General features: G+C 70.4%; 18 protein-coding genes. 8 read left to right on the top strand and 10 right to left on the bottom strand.

The window, feature by feature from the left end; all coding sequences use genetic code 11:
• Positions 1-34: 34 nt before the first annotated feature.
• Positions 35-682, bottom strand: coding sequence for a PhzF family phenazine biosynthesis protein (locus ACFXJ5_RS01710; RefSeq protein WP_384625372.1), 648 nt, complete (start codon positions 680-682; stop codon positions 35-37).
• 78 nt (positions 683-760) lie between these two features.
• Here ACFXJ5_RS01710 and ACFXJ5_RS01705 point away from each other — a divergent pair, with 78 nt between their 5' ends.
• The gene (locus ACFXJ5_RS01705; RefSeq protein WP_384625369.1) at positions 761-1510 is read left to right on the top strand and encodes a dienelactone hydrolase family protein; all 750 of its coding nucleotides are present in this window, start codon (positions 761-763) and stop codon (positions 1508-1510) included.
• Here the strand turns inward: ACFXJ5_RS01705 and ACFXJ5_RS01700 are convergent.
• From ACFXJ5_RS01700 to ACFXJ5_RS01675, 6 genes are all read right to left on the bottom strand, one after another.
• Positions 1497-2129 carry a Uma2 family endonuclease gene (locus tag ACFXJ5_RS01700; protein ID WP_384625366.1) on the bottom strand — a complete coding sequence of 211 codons (633 nt, stop codon included), beginning with the start codon at positions 2127-2129 and terminating at the stop codon, positions 1497-1499. The two genes, ACFXJ5_RS01705 and ACFXJ5_RS01700, sit on opposite strands and share 14 nt — an antisense overlap.
• Before the next feature lie 218 nt (positions 2130-2347).
• Positions 2348-3121 carry a succinate dehydrogenase iron-sulfur subunit gene (locus ACFXJ5_RS01695; protein ID WP_384625363.1) on the bottom strand — a complete coding sequence of 258 codons (774 nt, stop codon included), beginning with the start codon at positions 3119-3121 and terminating at the stop codon, positions 2348-2350.
• On the bottom strand, positions 3121-4875 hold the full coding sequence (sdhA, locus tag ACFXJ5_RS01690; RefSeq protein ID WP_384625360.1) for a succinate dehydrogenase flavoprotein subunit: 1755 nt from the start codon (positions 4873-4875) through the stop codon (positions 3121-3123). The genes ACFXJ5_RS01695 and sdhA overlap by 1 nt, the downstream gene beginning before the upstream one ends.
• A 30-nt stretch (positions 4876-4905) precedes the next feature.
• Complete coding sequence (locus tag ACFXJ5_RS01685; RefSeq protein ID WP_384625358.1) at positions 4906-5376, bottom strand: succinate dehydrogenase hydrophobic membrane anchor subunit; 471 nt, start codon at positions 5374-5376, stop codon at positions 4906-4908.
• A 4-nt stretch (positions 5377-5380) separates the two neighbouring features.
• Positions 5381-5761, bottom strand: a complete 381-nt coding sequence (gene sdhC, locus ACFXJ5_RS01680) for a succinate dehydrogenase, cytochrome b556 subunit (protein WP_127358730.1) — start codon at positions 5759-5761, stop codon at positions 5381-5383.
• A gap of 180 nt (positions 5762-5941) precedes the next feature.
• On the bottom strand, positions 5942-6478 hold the full coding sequence (locus ACFXJ5_RS01675; RefSeq protein ID WP_384625355.1) for a 2-oxo-4-hydroxy-4-carboxy-5-ureidoimidazoline decarboxylase: 537 nt from the start codon (positions 6476-6478) through the stop codon (positions 5942-5944).
• Positions 6479-6698: 220 nt separating this feature from the next.
• Between ACFXJ5_RS01675 and ACFXJ5_RS01670 the strand changes: the two genes are divergently transcribed.
• The 5 genes from ACFXJ5_RS01670 (at position 6699) to ACFXJ5_RS01650 (ending at position 11103) form a co-directional block, all read left to right on the top strand.
• Positions 6699-8216 (top strand): family 20 glycosylhydrolase, encoded by a 1518-nt coding sequence (locus tag ACFXJ5_RS01670; protein WP_384625352.1) that lies wholly within the window; start codon positions 6699-6701, stop codon positions 8214-8216.
• A 20-nt stretch (positions 8217-8236) separates the two neighbouring features.
• Positions 8237-8833, top strand: coding sequence for a DUF4328 domain-containing protein (locus ACFXJ5_RS01665; protein ID WP_384625349.1), 597 nt, complete (start codon positions 8237-8239; stop codon positions 8831-8833).
• Positions 8834-9044: 211 nt separating this feature from the next.
• On the top strand, positions 9045-9587 hold the full coding sequence (locus ACFXJ5_RS01660) for an RNA polymerase sigma factor (RefSeq protein WP_384625346.1): 543 nt from the start codon (positions 9045-9047) through the stop codon (positions 9585-9587).
• Positions 9588-9646: 59 nt separating this feature from the next.
• Positions 9647-10246 (top strand): RNA polymerase sigma factor, encoded by a 600-nt coding sequence (locus ACFXJ5_RS01655; RefSeq protein ID WP_384626530.1) that lies wholly within the window; start codon positions 9647-9649, stop codon positions 10244-10246.
• Positions 10243-11103 (top strand): hypothetical protein, encoded by an 861-nt coding sequence (locus ACFXJ5_RS01650; protein WP_384625343.1) that lies wholly within the window; start codon positions 10243-10245, stop codon positions 11101-11103. The genes ACFXJ5_RS01655 and ACFXJ5_RS01650 overlap by 4 nt, the downstream gene beginning before the upstream one ends.
• A gap of 474 nt (positions 11104-11577) precedes the next feature.
• On the opposite strand, the gene ACFXJ5_RS01645 is transcribed toward ACFXJ5_RS01650, so the two are convergent.
• Complete coding sequence (locus ACFXJ5_RS01645; protein WP_384626528.1) at positions 11578-12372, bottom strand: peptidoglycan-binding protein; 795 nt, start codon at positions 12370-12372, stop codon at positions 11578-11580.
• A gap of 245 nt (positions 12373-12617) precedes the next feature.
• Here ACFXJ5_RS01645 and ACFXJ5_RS01640 point away from each other — a divergent pair, with 245 nt between their 5' ends.
• Positions 12618-14198 carry a methylmalonyl-CoA mutase gene (locus ACFXJ5_RS01640; RefSeq protein WP_384625340.1) on the top strand — a complete coding sequence of 527 codons (1581 nt, stop codon included), beginning with the start codon at positions 12618-12620 and terminating at the stop codon, positions 14196-14198.
• Positions 14199-14215: 17 nt separating this feature from the next.
• Here the strand turns inward: ACFXJ5_RS01640 and ACFXJ5_RS01635 are convergent, their stop codons facing one another.
• Together ACFXJ5_RS01635 and ACFXJ5_RS01630 are read right to left on the bottom strand one after the other, a co-directional pair.
• Positions 14216-15550, bottom strand: a complete 1335-nt coding sequence (locus ACFXJ5_RS01635; protein WP_384625338.1) for a polysialyltransferase family glycosyltransferase — start codon at positions 15548-15550, stop codon at positions 14216-14218.
• Positions 15550-16536 carry a glycosyltransferase family 2 protein gene (locus ACFXJ5_RS01630; protein WP_384625335.1) on the bottom strand — a complete coding sequence of 329 codons (987 nt, stop codon included), beginning with the start codon at positions 16534-16536 and terminating at the stop codon, positions 15550-15552. The genes ACFXJ5_RS01635 and ACFXJ5_RS01630 overlap by 1 nt, the downstream gene beginning before the upstream one ends.
• Positions 16537-16722: 186 nt before the next feature.
• Between ACFXJ5_RS01630 and ACFXJ5_RS01625 the strand changes: the two genes are divergently transcribed.
• The gene (locus ACFXJ5_RS01625; RefSeq protein ID WP_384625333.1) at positions 16723-18048 is read left to right on the top strand and encodes a DUF6716 putative glycosyltransferase; all 1326 of its coding nucleotides are present in this window, start codon (positions 16723-16725) and stop codon (positions 18046-18048) included.
• Positions 18049-18069: the final 21 nt, after the last annotated feature.

The raw sequence follows: 18069 nt of genomic DNA, 5'->3' as shown, positions 1-18069 counted from the left end.
CTCGCACATCGACAACAGAAACTACAAGCCGCACCTATGACCGGCTGACCCGCCCTCCGATCTCGACCGTCCCGTCCGCATTCATCCGGGTCAGGATCTGCGACCCCACCCCCTGCCGCACGTCCAGCCCGCGCCCCAGCTCCCCGCTCAGCACCAGCGCCGCCGCCCCCGTCGCCTCATCCTCCGCGATCCCGTCCCCCCGCCGGGGAAACCCCCGCGCCCGCACCCTCCCCGCCGCCTCGTCCGCCCACGCCCACGCGTACACCCACCCGTCGCCCGGCGGTGGCGCCGGCAGCGCGTCGACCTCCGCCACGGTCCCGTACCGCTCCGTCCGCTTCCCCGTCACCCACTCCGGCCGCGCCCTGATCCACCGCACGTCGCCCTCCGGCCACGTCCGTACGACCCCGGCCTCCGGCCGCAGCGTGTCCACGCCCAGCAGCCACCCCACCCCCACCAGCGGATACCCCGCGAACGCCAGCCGCACGGACGGCGTGTAGATGTCCACCGTCCCCGCTTCCGCGTCGTCCACGAACACCGTCTCGCTGAAGCCCAGCTCAGCCGCCAGCGCCTGCCGCCCCTCCCTCGACGGCACCGCTGCCCCGTCCCGTACGACGCCGAGGGCGTTGCCACCGCGGCCGTCCGGTCCGGTGAACACCCGCAGCACTTCGTGAAGATCAGCCATACCGCCATCCAACCAGCGCTCTAGACTCCTCGGGGTCCGTACTCACAGGGGGTTGGTCTGATGGCCGTAGGGGACGCGATGACGAGGCAGTGGATTCCACTCACCGAGGAGGAGGGACCCGAGGCGTATCTCGTCCTGCCGGAGGGGCGTGAGCCTGCCGGTGCGGTGATCGTGGGCGGCGAGATGTTCGGGGTCACCGCGCATGTGCGGGACATCTGCGAGCGGCTGGCCGCGGCCGGATATGCCGCGCTGGCGCCCGACTTCTACTGGCGGAATGCGCGGTGTGCGGAGCTGAGCTACGACGACGCGGGGCGAACGGAGGGGCGGCGGCTGATGACCGCGCTCCGCGGCGAGGAGGTGCTCTCCGATCTCGCCGCCGCCCGGGAGGCGGCGCAGAAGCACGCGGGCAGCGGGGGCACTGCGATCATCGGGTTCAGCCTCGGCGGACACATCGCAGTCCTGGGGGCGACGGGCCTGAGCTTCGACCTGGTGGTCAGCTACTACGGCGGCTGGCTGCTGGACGGCGGCATCCCGCTGGCCGAACCCGTCGCTCCCGCCGCCAAGAGCGAGGCGATCGCCGCCAACACCGGCTTCCTGCTGGGCTTCTTCGGGGCGGACGACTTCGTCATGTCGCTCGACGAGTGGCACCGGGTCGGCGAACGCCTCCGGGATGCGGGCGTGGCCCACGAGCAGGTCACGTACAACGGAGTCGGGCACGGCTTCTTCTGCGACGAGCGGCCCGAGACCTACGACAAGTCAGCGGCCGAGGACGCCTGGCAGCGGACCCTGGACGCGCTGGCCCGCCACGTGGCGGTCAGGCCGCGGTGATCTTCTCGTCGAACGTGAAGAGCTTGGCCGGACCGTCCTGGATCACCACGCGCTTGCCGTACGGCGCGTGCGTCACGGCTGCGTAGATGCTGTTCCCGGGGTCGGGCTCGGTGAGGACGGTGACGGTGCCGTCGTTGTCGTAGTCGTCGATGATCACGTAGACGGGGACACCGGCGGTGGCATAGAAGCGGCGCTTGCGTTCGTGGTCGCGCTGGTGGGCGTCGCGACCGGGGGAGACGACCTCGACGACGAGCGGCACGCGGGTCGCGTCGACGCCGAGGCCTTCCTCGTCGGGGATGTCCTCCGGGTCCTCGGGGCCGATGAAGAGGTCGGGGATGCAGACCTTGCGGCCGTGGATGAGGTTGAAGACCTGGTAGAGGTCATAGCCGCTGCCCTTGATGTGGGTCTCCATGGCACGGCGGACGCGGTGGATCAGCACGGCGTGACGACGCCGACCACTGGGGGACACCTCGATGGACTCCTCGACGATCTCGGCCCTCAAGCCGTCCGGAAGGTCCATGGCCTTCCAGACCTGCCACAGCTCCTCGGCCACGCCGTCCATGTCGTCCACGTCGGACATCGGAGCCTCACAAGGTGTCTCGCGTTCGAGAACGGTCATCGGAAGTACCTCCTTCCCCAGTGTGGGGGCCGGTCAGACCAGCCACAAGCGACACAGGCGACCGTACTGAGCTGGGGTTTCCCACGCATCCGAAGAAAGGTTCATCCGATCGGACTTCCTCCGAACGAGTGAGCTGCCGGCGCCTTCAACACACCAGAGGGCCCCACCCGGGAACAGGTGGGGCCCTCGTGGGTCCGACGACAGGCGTGTCAAAAAAATCAGAAGCGGCGCGTGATGAGGGCGCGCTTGACTTCCTGGATGGCCTTGGTGACCTCGATGCCGCGCGGGCAGGCGTCCGTGCAGTTGAAGGTCGTACGGCAGCGCCAGACGCCGTCCTTGTCGTTGAGGATCTCCAGCCGCTGCTCGCCGCCCTCGTCGCGCGAGTCGAAGATGAAGCGGTGGGCGTTGACGATCGCCGCCGGGCCGAAGTACTGGCCGTCGTTCCAGAACACCGGGCACGACGAGGTGCAGGCGGCGCACAGGATGCACTTGGTGGTGTCGTCGAAGCGCGCGCGGTCCTCGGGGGACTGGAGGCGCTCGCGGGTGGGTTCGTTGCCCTTGGTGATGAGGAAGGGCATGACGTCACGGTAGGCCTGGAAGAAGGGATCCATGTCAACGACGAGGTCCTTGAGCACGGTCAGGCCCTTGATGGGCTCGACGGTGATGGGCTTCTCGGGGTTGATGTCCTTGATCAGGGTCTTGCACGCGAGGCGGTTGCGGCCGTTGATGCGCATGGCGTCGGAGCCGCAGATGCCGTGGGCACAGGAGCGCCGGAAGGTCAGGGTGCCGTCGATCTCCCACTTGACCTTGTGGAGGGCGTCGAGGACACGCTCCTTGGGGTCGATGTCGAACTGGTAGTCGATCCAGTTCGCCTCGTCCGAGACCTCGGAGTTGAAGCGGCGGATCCGCAGTGTGACGGTGATCAGGTGACCGGCGGCCGCCTCGGCGGCGTCCAGTGCGTCGCTGTGCTTCTCAAGCGTCGGGGTGCTCATCAGTACTTACGCTCCATCGGCTGGTAGCGGGTCTGCACGACCGGCTTGTAGTCGAGTCGGATCGACTCGGTGCCGTCGGCCCCCACCTCGCGGTACGCCATGGTGTGCCGCATGAAGTTGATGTCGTCGCGGTTCGGGTAGTCCTCGCGGTAGTGACCGCCGCGGGACTCCTTGCGCGCCAGGGCGGAGATGGCCATGACCTCGGCGAGGTCGAGCAGGTTGCCCAGCTCGATGGCTTCGAGGAGGTCGGTGTTGAACCGCTTGCCCTTGTCCTGCACGGAGACGTTCTTGTAGCGCTCGCGCAGGTGGGCGATCTCCTCGACCGCTTCCTTGATGGTCTGCTCGGTGCGGAAGACCATCACGTTCTTGTCCATGCACTCCTGCAGCGCGTTGCGGATCTCGGAGACCCGCTCCTTGCCGGTGGAGTTGCGCAGACCCTCGACCTGGGCGACGACGACCGAGGCCGGGTCCTCCGGGAGCGCGACGTAGTCCGTCGTGGCGGAGTACTCGGCGGCGGCGATGCCGGCGCGGCGTCCGAAGACGTTGATGTCGAGCAGCGAGTTGGTGCCGAGGCGGTTGGCGCCGTGCACGGATACGCAGGCGACCTCGCCGGCGGCGTACAGGCCCGGGACGACGGTGGTGTTGTCGGACAGGACCTCACCCTCGACGTTGGTCGGGATGCCGCCCATGGCGTAGTGCGCGGTCGGCTGGATCGGGATCGGGTCCGTGTAGGGCTCGATGCCGAGATACGTACGCGCGAACTCGGTGATGTCCGGGAGCTTGGCGTCCAGCTGCTCCGGCGGGAGGTGGGTGAGGTCGAGGTAGACGTGGTCGCCCTCGGGACCGCAGCCACGGCCTTCGCGGATCTCGGTGTAGATGGCGCGCGAGACGACGTCACGCGAGGCGAGGTCCTTCATGACGGGCGCGTACTTCTCCATGAAGCGCTCGCCGTCCTTGTTGCGGAGGATGCCGCCCTCACCGCGGGCGCCCTCCGTCAGCAGGATGCCCATGCGCCAGATGCCCGTCGGGTGGAACTGGAAGAACTCCATGTCCTCCAGCGGCAGTCCGCGCCGGTACGCGACGGCCTGGCCGTCACCGGTCAGGGTGTGCGCATTGGAGGTCACCTTGAAGAACTTGCCGGTGCCGCCGGAGGCGAAGATGACGGCCTTGGCCTGGAAGACGTGGATCTCACCGGTGGCCAGCTCGTAGGCGACGACGCCGGCGGTGCGCTGCACCCCGTCGACCTCGGCCAGCAGCAGGTCCAGGACGTAGAACTCGTTGAAGAACTCCACGCCCTCCTTGACGCAGTTCTGGTACAGCGTCTGGAGGATCATGTGGCCGGTGCGGTCCGAGGCGTAGCACGAGCGGCGCACGGCGGCCTCGCCGTGGTTGCGGGTGTGCCCGCCGAAGCGGCGCTGGTCGATGTTGCCCTGCGGCGTCCGGTTGAACGGCAGGCCCATCTTCTCCAGGTCGAGGACCGCGTCGATGGCCTCCTTCGCGAGGATCTCGGCGGCGTCCTGGTCGACCAGGTAGTCACCGCCCTTGATCGTGTCGAAGGTGTGCCACTCCCAGTTGTCCTCCTCGACGTTCGCGAGGGCGGCGGCCATGCCGCCCTGGGCGGCGCCGGTGTGGGAGCGGGTGGGGTAGAGCTTCGTCAGCACGGCGGTACGGCTGCGCTTGGTCGACTCGATGGCCGCGCGCATGCCGGCGCCGCCGGCGCCGACGATGACGGTGTCGTACTTGTGGATCTGCATGAGGGGTCGCTTCCCTGTCCCAGCCCTGGCTTAGCGGATGTTCGGGTCGAAGGTGAAGATCACCAACGTGCCGAGCAGGATGGTGAACGCTGTCGCCGTGAACAGCAGCGTCTTGAGCCAGAACCGGGTGTTCGCCCGTTCGGCGTAGTCGTTGATCACGGTACGCAGGCCGTTGCCGCCGTGCAGCATGGCCAGCCACAGCATGATCAGGTCCCAGCCCTGCCAGAACGGCGAGGCCCAGCGGCCGGCCACGAAGGCGAAGCCGACCTTGGTCACGCCGCCGTCCAGCACGAGCTGGATCAGCAGGTGGCCCAGGACCAGCACGACGAGCACGACGCCGGACAGGCGCATGAACAGCCAGCCGTACAGCTCGAAGTTGGTCCGGGTGGCACGCGGGGTGCGCTTGGTGCGGGCCCGCGGGGCCTCGATGTACGGGGCCGGGTTGTCCGGGCTGAAGGCGGCGCTGGAGGCGCTCAGCTCCACGGAGTCGGTCGAAGACATGTGCTCAGCTCCCGAACAGGACTCGTGCGGCGTGGCCGAGGACGGGGTAGATCGCGCCGAGCATCAGCACGATCCAGACCCCCATCACGGTCCACAGCATCTGCTTCTGGTACTTCGGGCCCTTGGACCAGAAGTCGACAGCGATGACGCGCAGGCCGTTCAGGGCGTGGAACAGGATGGCCGCGACCAGTCCGTACTCCAGCAGGCTGACGATCGGCTGCTTGTAGGTGGCGACCACCTTGTCGTAGTCCTCGGGGGAGACACGGACGAGCGCGGTGTCGAGGACGTGGACGAACAGGAAGAAGAAGATGAGGACACCGGTGACTCGATGAGCCACCCATGACCACATGCCTTCCCGGCCGCGGTAAAGCGTTCCAGCCGGCACGGAAAAAACCCTCCGGGAGCGGGGTGGGGGCCTGCCGGCTTCGGTGTCGGTCGCGACCCGGCCGGGTACGGTCCACCGGCCCCGGCCATCGTAGCGACGGCTTGTCGGGTCCGTCCCGCCGGGTCGGCCAGGTGTGATCGATCCCGCACGGTTGGGTGCATGTATCAGGGAACCGGATGCCTACGTCCGGCTCGGGGCATGGGCTCCGGCCACCAGCCGGGTGAGCCGGCCCCGGGTGACGCGGCGCAGCTGGTCGGCTGCCGTGGCGCGCTCCTCGTCGGGCTCGTGGAGGAGCCGGGCGCGGATGCCGGCGAGGAGGTGGTCCAGCAGCTCGTCGGGGTGGACGCCGTCCAGGGCCATCACGAAGACGTGCCCGAAGCGCGCCTCGTACGCGGCGTGGGCGGCCCGCAGCGCGGTGAGCGCCGCCAGCCCGCCCCGGGGCGGCAGCGGGGCGGTCGCGGCGGCCTCGGCGGCCAGCGCCGCGCAGAGGTCGGCGGGGGCCAGGTCGTACGCGGCCTCGTCGGCGGCGGCCAGCAGGGAGGCGAGGTCCGGGTAGGGGCGGTGGGCCGCCACACGTCGGGCCCAGCGCAGGCTGCCGCAGCACGCGAGCAGGGTGGCCTCGGCGGCGTCGGCCGGGGCGTCGTTGAGCAGGGTGAGGCCGGTGGGCCGGTCCGCTCCGCCACGGGACTGGGGCGGGAGCCTCGGATACTCGGGCACGCCGGCTGGGGTGTCGCTGGACAGCGGTGGGCTCCTGAGGGACCTGATGAGGACGGCTGTGGGACGTGTTGTGGGATTGCTGTGGAGCGCGGGCGCAGCCACCGTATCGGCGGATGTTCGCGAGTGTCCGACGGATGCGCGAATTTCACCCGTACGTGAGCGAAAGCGGACGGACGACCTCCGGGCAGCGGCGTTCACCGTTCCGGCTTAGCGTTCACGCATGGTGCATCTGTGGTCAAAGTTCGCTTCCGTCGCCGGTGTGGTGTCGGTCATCGCGGCCGTATTCGCACCCGAGCCCGTCACCGCGGCAGCCGCCGCCGTACCCGCGATCCCGTCGATCCCAGCGGTCCGCTCCTTCACCCCCAGCGCAGGCGGGACCTGGCATCCCGGCCCCGACACCCGGGTCGTCGCCCCCGCCGGCAGTGCCGTCGAGGACGAGGCGCGGCTGCTGGCGTCCGAGCTGAGGGTGCCGTACGCCAATGGCCCAGCCCGCCAGGGGGACGTCTCACTTTCACTCGAATGGGTTAACGGCAATCCTGAGTCGTACGAGATGACCAGTTCGGCGGCCGGCATCACCGTGCGCGGCACCACCGACGCCGGCGTCTTCTACGGCACCCGCACCCTGCTCCAGGTGCTGCGCGCCAAGGGCGGCTTCCCGGCCGGCGTGATCCAGGACCGGCCCGACCGGCCGCAGCGCGGGCTGATGGTGGACGTCGGCCGCAAGTACTTCACGCGCGGCTGGCTGGAGGCGCGGATCCGCGAGATGGGCGACCTCAAGCTCAACGAGCTCCAGCTGCACCTCAGCGACAACCAGGGCTTCCGGATCCAGAGCACCACCCACCCGGAGGTCGTCTCGGCCCGGCACCTCAGCAAGGCCGACATCCGCGCCATCGTCGCCCTCGCTGCCCAGCGGCACATCACCGTCATCCCCGAGATCGACAGCCCCGGACACCTCGGCGCCGTCCTGGCCGCCCACCCCTCGCTCCGGCTGCGCAACGCCTCCGGCACGGTGGTCAAGGGCGCGCTCGACATCTCCAGGGCCGGGTCCGCGACCCTCGTCGACGACCTGCTCAAGGAGTACGCGCCGCTGTTCCCGGGACCGTACTGGCACCTCGGCGGCGACGAGTACGGCGCGCTGACCGTGGCCGACCCGCAGAGGTCCTTCCCCCGGCTCGCCGCCTACGCCCGCGCCCGCTTCGGCCCGCAGGGCACGGTCGCCGACGCCGCGACCGCCTGGCTCAACGACCGCGCGGCCCTGCTGCGCGGCTACGGCAAGACCACCGAGGCCTGGAACGACGGCTTCTTCACCAGCGGCCGGTCCTGGCCCGACGCCGGCCGCCAGGTCGACTACTGGTCCAGCAACAAGCAGCGCGGCCCGCTGCCCGAGACGTATCTGAGGGAGGGCCGGCAGCTGGTCAACCTCAACTCCTGGTACCTCTACTACGTGCTCGGCGGACCGGCCAACTTCCCCTACCCCACCGGCCGGGCCATCTACGAGCGCTGGACCCCCGCCCTCGTCTACCGCAACCGCACCGTCCCCGCCGCGCTCGCCGGCGCCGACCGCATCCTCGGCGGCCGGCTCGCCATCTGGTGCGACGACGCCGCCGCCCAGACCCAGGGCCAGATCACGGACGGCATCCGGATGCCGCTGCGCGCCCTCGCCCAGAAGACCTGGGACCCGCGCCGCCCGACGCTGACCTGGACGGACTTCAAGAACCTTGCCGCCAGGGTGGGTTAGGCGGACTAGGCTCCGCGTCCGTGACGAAGTCCCTGGCCTTCATGACCGCCACCGTGCTGGCCGCCTGCGTCGCGGCGAACGCCGCCCTGCTGGTGGCCCAGGTGCGCCAGTACGGCACCGCGTACGGCACCGAGGCCGCGAACCGGGCGAGCATGTGGACCGACAACCTCACCGGCATCCGCAGCGGGCTCATGGCCCTGACGGCGCTGGTGTTCCTGCTCTGGCTGCGACGGGCCAGGACCGTCGCCGAAGCGCTCAGCCCGGAGGGCCACCGGCACGGCTTCGGCTGGGTCGTCGGGGCGTGGCTGATCCCCGTCGTCCAGTACTTCCTGCCCAAGCGCGTCATCAACGACATCTGGGCGGCCAGTTGTCCCCCGGACCGCGTACGGCGGACGAGCGTGCCGCTCACGTCATGGTGGCTGTTCCTCGTAGCCGCGGTCACGTACACCGGCTGGGGCTGGAACCACACGCGGAACGCCCGGGGGACCGACGAGGTCAGGGCGGCGCTGCAGGACGCGATGATCGGCGCCGGGCTCTACCTGGTGACGGGGGTGCTGGCCGTCGTGGTCGTGCTGGAGCTTTCGCGCATGCAGCGGGAACGGCTCGCCGAACTGTGAGGCGGCCGGGGTCCGCCTCCCCCCACAGGAGCGTCCCCGACCGCCCTGTTAAGTACAGCGCCGCCGGAGCCGAAAGTGTCACACCTTCGAGGTGTGACGATTTTGTTCGATTCCACGCTGTAGAACTTGGGGGTGGTTGTGGGGGAAAGCGGACCGAGCCTCAAATAAAGGGGACGGCGTGGTCAGGAGCGGGGGGCGGCGTCGTTCACCCATGGACGACGACGCGGAGCTCGGAGCGGCGGTCGAACGTGCCCAGGGCGGCGACGAGGCCGCGTTCACGGTGGTCTACCGCCTGGTCGACCCGCTGTTACACGGCTACGTACGCGCCATCGTCGGCCCCGCCGACGCGGAGGACGTGACCTCCGAGACCTGGCTGGAGATCGCCCGCGACCTCGGCCGGTTCCGGGGCGACGGCGCCGGATTCCGTGGCTGGGCGGCCACCATCGCCCGCCACCGCGCCCTGGACCATCTGCGCTGGCAACGCTCCCGCCCCCGGGTCACCCTCCTCGAACAGGACGTCCTCGAACTCCCCGGCGCCGAGGACACCGCCGCCCAGGCCCTGGAGAACCTCGCCACCGAGCAGGCCATCGCCCTCATCGCCACCCTCCCCCCGGACCAGGCCGAAGCCGTCCTGCTGCGCGTCCTCGTGGGCCTCGACGGCACCTCGGCCGCCCGCGTCCTCGGCAAGCGACCCGGCGCTGTCCGTACGGCCTCGTACCGTGGCCTGAAGCGGCTGGCACGGCTGCTCGGCTGAGGCCGGACGCAGCGTGGCAGGATAGGGCGCCTGTGCGAGGGGGGTACCGAGACGTGGATCTGGCGACCGCGGTGCGCGCGGCGCAGGAGGGGGACGAGGAAGCCTTCCGGGTCCTGTACCGCGCGGTGCAGCCGCAGCTGCTGCAGTACGTACGGGGCTTTGTCGGCGTCGCCGACGCCGAGGACGTGGCATCGGAGGCATGGCTGCAGATAGCCCGCGACCTGGCGTCCTTCCGGGACCCCGGGTCCGGCGACACCGGCGACGCCATACGCGGCTGGACGGCCAGGATCGCCCGCAACCGTGCCCTCGACCATCTGCGGGCGGTGGGGCGCCGCCCGGCGACCGCCGTCGGGGTGGAGGAGCTGCTCGACCGGCCCGCCGAGGAGGACACGGCGGAGGAGGCGGTGGCGGCCGTGGGGACAGGCCGGGCGCTGGCCGCGATCGCGTCCCTGCCCAGGGACCAGGCCGAGGCGGTCCTGCTGCGGGTCGTGATGGGCCTGGACTCCAAGAGCGCGGCCAAGGTGCTGGGCAAACGGCCTGGCGCGATGCGGATGGCGACCAGCCGGGGGCTGCGGCGGCTGGCTGAGCTGCTGGAATACGACGAGGGGCCTTCGAGTGTGACGTTTTCGGTGTCTCGAACGCTTGAGGACATGAGATGAGCGATAACCGAGGACCCGCCCGGTCGGACGACTGGCTCGACGCCGCCACCGCGGAGCGGCTGCTGCGCGGTGCGACGGACCTGGACACGGCCGACACGCGCGCTGACATGCGCGCCGACATGCGCACCGCCGATCGCACCGCCGTGCTGGCCGGGTTGCTCGCCGCCGCCTCGGCACCGGCCGCCCTCGACCCGGTCCGCGAGGAGGCGGCGGTCGCCGCCTTCCGTTCGGCCCGCGACGAGGGCACCCTCGCCGCGGGCGTACGCCACCGGAGCCGGGCCGACGACTGGCGCCGGCCCAGGGGGCTGCGGCACGTCGCCCGTTCGGCGAAGGCGGTCACCGGTGCGCTCTTCGCCACGGCCGCGCTGGGCGGGGTCGCGGTGGCCGCCGCCGTCGGCGCGCTGCCGACCTCCTTCGGCGGCGGTGCCCCGGGTCCCGCGCCCGTCCACAGCGGCGGCTCCGCCCACCGTTCCGGCTCCGCTGCCCCCGGCGGATCCGCGTCCTCGGCGCCCGACCGTGAGCGCCCGGCGGGCGGCGCCTCGCGCGGTGTGGCCAGCGGCACGCCGTCCTCGCCCGCCGGCACCACGGACTACCAGGCGCTGTGCAGGGCGTACCAGGACGGCAAGGGATTCGAGAAGCTCAGGAGCGTGGCGGGCGGCGGCCGGCACCAGGTGCGCCGCTACTGCGCCGGGCTGCTGGGCGGTGGCGGCTCCGGCGACTCCCAGAACACCGGGCAGGACGGGAACGACGCGAACAACCAGCAGGACAGCACGAGCGACAAGAGCCAGCACGACGGCGGCGCGAGTGACAACAGTGGCAACGACCAGCCCAACGGGCCGGACCAGAACGCGAACTGATGACCGAGTGACGTTTCTTCGGTGCCCCGCGCTGTAGGAGGTGGGCCGATTGGTCATCGGCCAAGCGGGTCCGGGTTCTCCCCGTACCGAACGGACTCGCGCCAGGGCGTGGCCGGGCACATGCACCAACCCCCCGGCCCGGCCACGCCCCCGGGTGTGACATTTTCGGTCCACCCGGCGCTGTAGTGAATAGGCCGACTGGTCATCGGTCTGTCTGGACGCCTGGTCCCCCCGTACCGGGTGTCCTTCCGAGGAACGCGGGCGGGGCGTCTTTCCCCCCGCCCCGCCCGCGTCCTCTTTTTTTTCAGGCTCGTTCGCCTCCGCTGCGCTGAGCCACTGTCGACGGTCGATCGTGCTCGACTGCTCGTTCCTCGCAGCCTCCGCGCGTTCTCCCTCTCGACAGCGGCCGCTCCGCTTCGGCTCACTCGCCGACCCGGCACCGCAGATCCGTGGTGAACGCCGGCTGTCAGGGGCTCACCAGTAGACGACGACCTTGTCGCCGATCCGCACCTGGTCGAAGAGGGCGGAGATCCCGCTCAGGTCGCGGACGTTGACGCAGCCGTGGGAGGCGCCGGCGTAGCCGCGGGCCGCGAAGTCGGCGGAGTAGTGGACGGCCTGGCCGCCGCTGAAGAACATCGCGTAGGGCATGGACGTGTGGTAGATCGTCGAGACGTGGTGGCGGCTCTTGCTGTTGACCGTGAAGGTGCCCTCGCGGGTCGGGGTGTACTGCGAGCCGAAGCGCACGTCCATGGACCTGAGCACCTTGCCGTTCACGACCCAGGACAGGGTGCGGCTGGTCTTGCTGATGCACAGCACGCGGCCGGTGAGGCAGCGCTTGTCCAGCTTGGCGACCGGGCGGGTGGTGGACGGATACATGGCGGCGTGCGTCGGCTGCCGGGTCAGGGAGCGCAGGGTGCTCCAGGTCGTCCTGGTGACCGTGCCGGAGGCGGTGAGGCCGTGCTTGGCCTGGAAGGCGCGGACGGCGGTGGCGGTCACGCTGCCGTAGTAGCCGGTGGGGGAGAGGGTGAAGTGGCCGAGCTGCTTCAGCCGGGCCTGGAGCTCGCGGACCTGGGCGCCGTTGGAGCCGGGAGCCATGAGGGGCTTCGGGGCGACGGCCTGCTTGGTGGCGGTGGGTGTGGCCGTGGCGGTCGTGGTGGGCGTGGGCTGGTTGGACGTGGGAGCCGCGCTCGGCGAGGCGTCCGTGGCGGACGCGGACGCCGGGGCGGAGGACTGCGTGGCCTGTGCGGTGCAGCCGACGACCGAGGCCATCGCCAGGACGGCGGCTGCGGCCAGAGCTATTCGTGCCGACACATTGTCCCCCTCAATGTCTTCGTATCCCGTAGACACAATTCCCGGCGGTGTAGTTCCGCGAACATGGCATAAGACTGTGAGCAAGGTCCCAGCGTGCGGGCCTCCACCGGCCGCACGCCCGCGACTACAGTCCGTTGCTGAGAGCAGCACCCTTACTGAGCGGTAGCAAAGTCGCTGCAAGCCTGAGCGGGAGGCGTGAACCCATGGCGCGCGAGTCTGAGTCCGGACTGCCCATCGAGCCGGTCTACGGTCCGGACGCCCTCGACGGCTGGGATCCGGCGGAGAAGCTGGGTGAGCCCGGCGCGTACCCCTTCACCAGGGGTGTCTACCCGTCCATGTACACCGGCCGCCCCTGGACCATGCGCCAGTACGCCGGCTTCGGCACCGCCATCGAGTCCAACGCCCGCTACAAGCAGCTGATCGCCAACGGCACCATGGGCCTGTCCGTCGCCTTCGACCTGCCGACCCAGATGGGCCACGACTCCGACGCCGCCATCTCGCACGGCGAGGTCGGCAAGGTCGGCGTGGCCATCGACTCGGTGGACGACATGAAGGTGCTGTTCGACGGCATTCCGCTGGACAAGGTGTCCACGTCGATGACGATCAACGCGCCCGCCGCTCTGCTGCTTCTGCTCTACCAACTCGTCGCCGAGGACCAGGGCGTCACCGCCGACAAGCTCACCGGCACCATTCAGAACGACGTCCTCAAGGAATACATCGCGCGGGGGACGTACATCTTCCCGCCGAAGCCCTCCCTGCGGCTGATCGCGGACATCTTCAAATACTGCAAGGCCGAGATCCCGAAGTGGAACACCATTTCGATCTCCGGTTACCACATGGCCGAGGCCGGCGCGTCCCCCGCGCAGGAGATCGCCTTCACGCTCGCGGACGGAATCGAATACGTTCGTACGGCGGTTGCCGCCGGCATGGACGTGGACGACTTCGCGCCCCGGCTGTCCTTCTTCTTCGTATCTCGTACGACAATCCTGGAAGAGGTCGCAAAATTCCGTGCGGCCAGGCGCATTTGGGCCCGCGTCATGCGCGACGAATTCGGCGCCAAGAACCCCAAGTCCCAGATGCTGCGCTTCCACACCCAGACCGCCGGCGTCCAACTCACCGCCCAGCAGCCCGAGGTCAACCTCGTACGCGTCGCCGTCCAGGGCCTCGCGGCGGTTCTCGGCGGCACGCAGTCCCTGCACACCAACTCCTTCGACGAGGCGATCGCGCTCCCCACGGACAAGTCCGCCCGGCTGGCGCTGCGCACGCAGCAGGTCCTGGCGTACGAGACCGACGTCACGGCGACCGTGGACCCCTTCGCGGGGTCGTACGTGGTCGAGAAGATGACCGACGAGGTCGAAGCCGCCGCCCTGGAGCTGATGCGGAAGGTCGAGGACCTCGGGGGCGCCGTCAACGCCATCGAGCACGGCTTCCAGAAGAACGAGATCGAGCGCAGCGCCTATCGCATCGCCCTCGAGACCGACTCCGCCGAGCGGGTCGTCGTCGGCGTCAACCGGTACAAGCTCGACGAGGAGGAGCCGTACGAGCCCCTGCGCGTCGACCCCGCGATCGAGGCCCAGCAGGCCGACCGCCTCGCCGCGCTGCGTGCCGGGCGCGACCAGGGGGCCGTCGACAACGCCCTCGCCGCCCTCCGTAAGGCCGCCGAGGGCACCGACAACGTCCTCTACCCCATGAAGGACGCCCTGCGCGCCCGCGCCACGATCGGCGAGGTCTGCAACGCCCTCCGCGAGGTCTGGGGCACGTACGTCCCCACCGACGCCTTCTGATCTTCTGACGCCGCGGCTCAGCCCAGCGCCGCTCGCTTCAGCGCCATCGCGCGCCGTGCGACCCGGCGGACGGCCGGGCTGCGGGGGATGAAGGCGAGCGGGGCGGGGACGGCGCCGGGGAGGGCCAGGGCGGTGAGGCGGCGGCGCTTGAAGTAGCGCCAGGAGCCGTTGTCGAGGCCGGCCGCGAGAAAGGCGACGGCCTCGTCGCGCAGGTGGGGGTAGGAGTGGGACTGCATGCAGTAGCCCACGGCCCGGAGCAGCGGGTTGAGGTCCGGCCGGACGGCGGCCGGGGCGCCAGGGTCCGCGACGTCGGGGATGAGGGCGTCGACCAGCGTGACGGGGATCCGGTTGCTGTTCTGGTAGGGCGAGAGCCGGTCCAGGAGCAGGCCGGTGCCGGTGCGGGCGACGGGGATGCCGTAGAAGGCGGACGCGGTCATCAGGGCGGTGGAGAAGCAGCCGATGACGATCGCCGGGCGGAGGCGTTCGTAGACCACCTCGGCCAGCACCGGTGAGTCGAGGACGGTGAGCTTGGCGCCGAGCGCGTCGGCCGCCTCCTCCAGCCGCCGCGACCAGTGCGCCGGGGCCGAGGGATGCGGCTTGAAGACCACGTCGCGGTGCCCGAGGGCGACCGCGCCGCGCAGCATCGTCAGGTGCAGCTCCTCCTCCTCGGCGGCGGTGAGGATGTCGAGCGCGGTCAGATACTGGCCGAGCAGCAGGGCCGCCGCCTCGGGCAGGCCTGCGAGATCCGCCCCGGGCTCGGACGCCTCGGCCACCTCCACGAGGACCTTGGTGAAGGCCCCGGCCGGCACGACCTCCGCCTCGACCCCGTACTCCGACAGCAGCAGCGGCCGCAGGCCCGGCACCAGGTCCAGGTGGAGCAGGCGGTTGATCCGGGTGGTGACCAGCGGTTCGAGCTTGTTGCGGGTGGGGCCGTACGACATGAGGCCGTCGGCGTAGACCTCCACCTGGGCGGAGGGGAAGACGTTGACGAGCGCGAGGGCGGGCTCGACCTGGATCGACTCGACGACCAGCCGCAGCTCGTCCTCGCCGAGGTCCCAGAGCTGCCGCAGATTCCGCTCCCACAGCGGCACGTCCTCGTTGCGCGGGGACCAGCCGCCGGGGTGGAGCGGCGCGATCGCCTCGTTCCAGTGCAGGACACCGTCGAAGCGGCCGCGCAGCGCCTCGAAGCCGGGCGTGGTGTCCAGCGCCGGGGTGGTCTCGGGCACGGCTGCGTTGTTGCTGACCAGCAGCAACCGCCGCTCCGCCGGGGGGAATCGGCCCGCGTCCAGGGCGGCGGCCAGGGTGGCGGCGCCGTAGAGGGTCGACGCCATGAAGATCTGCGTACGACGCATCAGGCGGCTGCCTTTCCGGTGCCGGTCATGGCCACCCGGCGACGCAGCCGGCGCAGCCGCACGCTCCGCTCGACGTCCATGGAATCCAGCGCCTCCGTCAGTACGTCCTGCGGCATCGCCTTCAGCGCGGCGGCGCTGAGCGTCTTGAGCCTGCGCGCGACCGGAGCCTCGAAGCGCTCGATCGAGTTGAGATGGTGGGCGATGATCGCGCAGTACGTGCGCACCGCCTTGGGCATGAAGCGGTCGGCCTCGGGGTCAGCGGCCGTCTCGGCGAGCACCTGATCGAAGGAGCGGATGAAGTCGAGTTGACGGACGTCACCGATCTGGGTGAGAGATGTGGAGACTCCACGCCGGTAGAAGACGCCGAGCAGCCCGACGACCGCGAAGGACTTCGCCTCGCGGTGCAGCCGCCAGATCCACGGCCGGTCCTCGGCGGTGCGCAGCCCGTCGGGGAAGTGCAGCAGCCCGGCGTCGACGAGCCGCCGGTGGTAGATCCCGGCCCAGGCGTACGCGTAGTCCACCGAGGTCGACCGGTCGGCGGGCAGGATCGCCTCGCGCGGGTCGAGCCGCACACCGCGGCGGCCCTGCGGGACACGGGCGATGGTGCGCTTGCGGCCGTGGCAGACGACGTGGTCGGTGCGGACGAAGTCGGTGCCGAGGGATTCGACGGAGTCGAGCAGTTGGGGCAGATAACCCTCGGCGAGCCAGTCGTCGCCGTCGAGGAAGGTGAGGTATTCGCCGCGTGCCGCGTCGATTCCGGTGTTGCGGGCGGTGGCGAGACCACCGTTTCTCTCGTGCGAGATCAGCCGGGCTCCCGGAAGTGAAGGGACCGCCCGTTCGAGGATTTTCGGAGTTTCATCCGTCGCCCGGTCATTGACGAGAATGAATTCGAAATCCGATCGGGCGTTCGCACGGAGACTTCGGAGCATGTCCGGTGCGAAAGTCTGAACATTGTAGAACGGCACGATTACCGAGAGCTTTACCACCTTCCGCACTTTAGGGCGGTGGCGCCCGAAGGCGCTACGCGCCACCCACTTCAGGGTGAACGTAGGGTGCGGAAAGTGTGAATCCGCTGCCATAGCGGACAGGTTCGCCATTCGGAGGTGTGTTGTTAACCTTCCGTTGTCCTTGTGTATGAGACCCGCTCGGAAAGGATTCCTAGCGTCTTGGACGTGCCAGAAAGTACCGCCGACCCACTTCGGGTCATCGTGCTCGCCGATTCGGACACCCGTTGGAAATGGGGTGCGCTGACGGCTCGCCGTATAGCCCCCGGTGCCCGCCTCGACGGACGACTGCTCCGCGGCCGGGCCACCCCTACCGCGCGCCAGCTCGCCGAGGTCGGCATCCCCGCGGACTCCCTGCGCGAGGTCACGGCCGCGGCCTTCCTGGACGAGATGAAGGGCTCGGCGGACAGCTCCCCGGACACCCCCGACGTACTGATCCTCTCCTGCGTCGGCGGCACCGTGCAGGCGCTGCTGCACGGCCTCGCCCGCGCCTGGTGCGGTGCCCCCGCCCGCCCGGTCGTCGTCACCGGCTATGTCGGCGTCGTCTACGAGAAGCTCGCCGACGGCCTGTTGCTGCGGGCCGGCGCGGACCTGGTCCTGGCCAACAGCGCCCATGACGCGGAGCGCTTCCGCGAGGTGTACGCGGGTGTCGGGGCGACCGCGGCAGCGGACAGCGTCGTCGAGACCGCGCTGCCCTTCCTGGAGGGCGCCCCCTACGAGCCGTCCGCTGACCGTCCGTTCACGGTCGTCTTCGCCGCCCAGCCCTCCGTCCCGGACAACCGCGCCGACCGTACGTACCTGCTGCGCCGGGCGGTTGAGCACGCCGGCTCCCACCCCGGCCGCGAGGTGCTGGTCAAACTCCGCAGCAAGCCCGGTGAACAGACCACGCACATCGAGGAACAGCCCTACCAGAAGCTGGTCGCCAAGCTCGATCCGCCGCCCAACCTCAAGCTGGTCTACGGCCACATGGGCGAGGTCCTCGACCGCACCGACCTCCTGGTCACCGTCTCCTCGACGGCCGCCCTCGAAGCGATGCACCGCGCCATCCCGACCGCCGTCCTCACCGACCTCGGGATCCGCGAGCCGCTGGGCAACCACCACTTCCTCGGCTCGGGCGCGTACGCCTCCTGGGACCAGCTCGACGCCGGCCTCGTACCGCAGGCCGACCCCGCCTGGGCCCGGGCCCACGGTGTCGCCGCCGACGGCGACCCCTTCGGCGCCGTACGCGACAGGGTCACCGCACTCGCCCGAGCCGCCGAACTGCCGCCGCTCGCCCCGTACTACACGCCCGGTATCGCACCCGGCTACCTCCCCGGGGTGCTCGCCCGCCACGGCCTGGACCCGAAGGGCGACCCGCTGCCCGGCACCGCCACCGGCGCCGAGTCCGCCGCACCCGGCGCCCTGAACCGCCTGGCGCGCCGCGCCGCCCGCACCGCCTACCGCCAGGGCGTGCAGCGCGTCGCGCCCGTGATCCGCCGCTGGGGGCAGCTGTGACGACCCCGAGCGTGCACCAAG

Origin of the sequence: Streptomyces sp. NPDC059373 (assembly GCF_042751495.1) — a bacterium.
Classification (GTDB): domain Bacteria; phylum Actinomycetota; class Actinomycetes; order Streptomycetales; family Streptomycetaceae; genus Actinacidiphila.
Note: the sequence above shows the minus strand (reverse complement) of the source record. Positions and strands in the feature narration are given on the sequence as shown.

Excerpts from the sequence above, each read along its gene's own strand:
- ACFXJ5_RS01710 (WP_384625372.1), bottom strand. The coding sequence starts at position 682 with ATGGCTGATCTTCACGAAGTGCTGCGGGTGTTCACCGGACCGGACGGC.
- ACFXJ5_RS01705 (WP_384625369.1), top strand. The coding sequence starts at position 761 with ATGACGAGGCAGTGGATTCCACTCACCGAGGAGGAGGGACCCGAGGCG.
- ACFXJ5_RS01700 (WP_384625366.1), bottom strand. The coding sequence starts at position 2,129 with ATGACCGTTCTCGAACGCGAGACACCTTGTGAGGCTCCGATGTCCGAC.
- ACFXJ5_RS01695 (WP_384625363.1), bottom strand. The coding sequence starts at position 3,121 with ATGAGCACCCCGACGCTTGAGAAGCACAGCGACGCACTGGACGCCGCC.
- sdhA (WP_384625360.1), bottom strand. The coding sequence starts at position 4,875 with ATGCAGATCCACAAGTACGACACCGTCATCGTCGGCGCCGGCGGCGCC.
- ACFXJ5_RS01685 (WP_384625358.1), bottom strand. The coding sequence starts at position 5,376 with ATGTCTTCGACCGACTCCGTGGAGCTGAGCGCCTCCAGCGCCGCCTTC.
- ACFXJ5_RS01670 (WP_384625352.1), top strand. The coding sequence starts at position 6,699 with ATGGTGCATCTGTGGTCAAAGTTCGCTTCCGTCGCCGGTGTGGTGTCG.
- ACFXJ5_RS01660 (WP_384625346.1), top strand. The coding sequence starts at position 9,045 with ATGGACGACGACGCGGAGCTCGGAGCGGCGGTCGAACGTGCCCAGGGC.
- ACFXJ5_RS01650 (WP_384625343.1), top strand. The coding sequence starts at position 10,243 with ATGAGCGATAACCGAGGACCCGCCCGGTCGGACGACTGGCTCGACGCC.
- ACFXJ5_RS01645 (WP_384626528.1), bottom strand. The coding sequence starts at position 12,372 with ATGGCCTCGGTCGTCGGCTGCACCGCACAGGCCACGCAGTCCTCCGCC.
- ACFXJ5_RS01640 (WP_384625340.1), top strand. The coding sequence starts at position 12,618 with ATGGCGCGCGAGTCTGAGTCCGGACTGCCCATCGAGCCGGTCTACGGT.
- ACFXJ5_RS01635 (WP_384625338.1), bottom strand. The coding sequence starts at position 15,550 with ATGCGTCGTACGCAGATCTTCATGGCGTCGACCCTCTACGGCGCCGCC.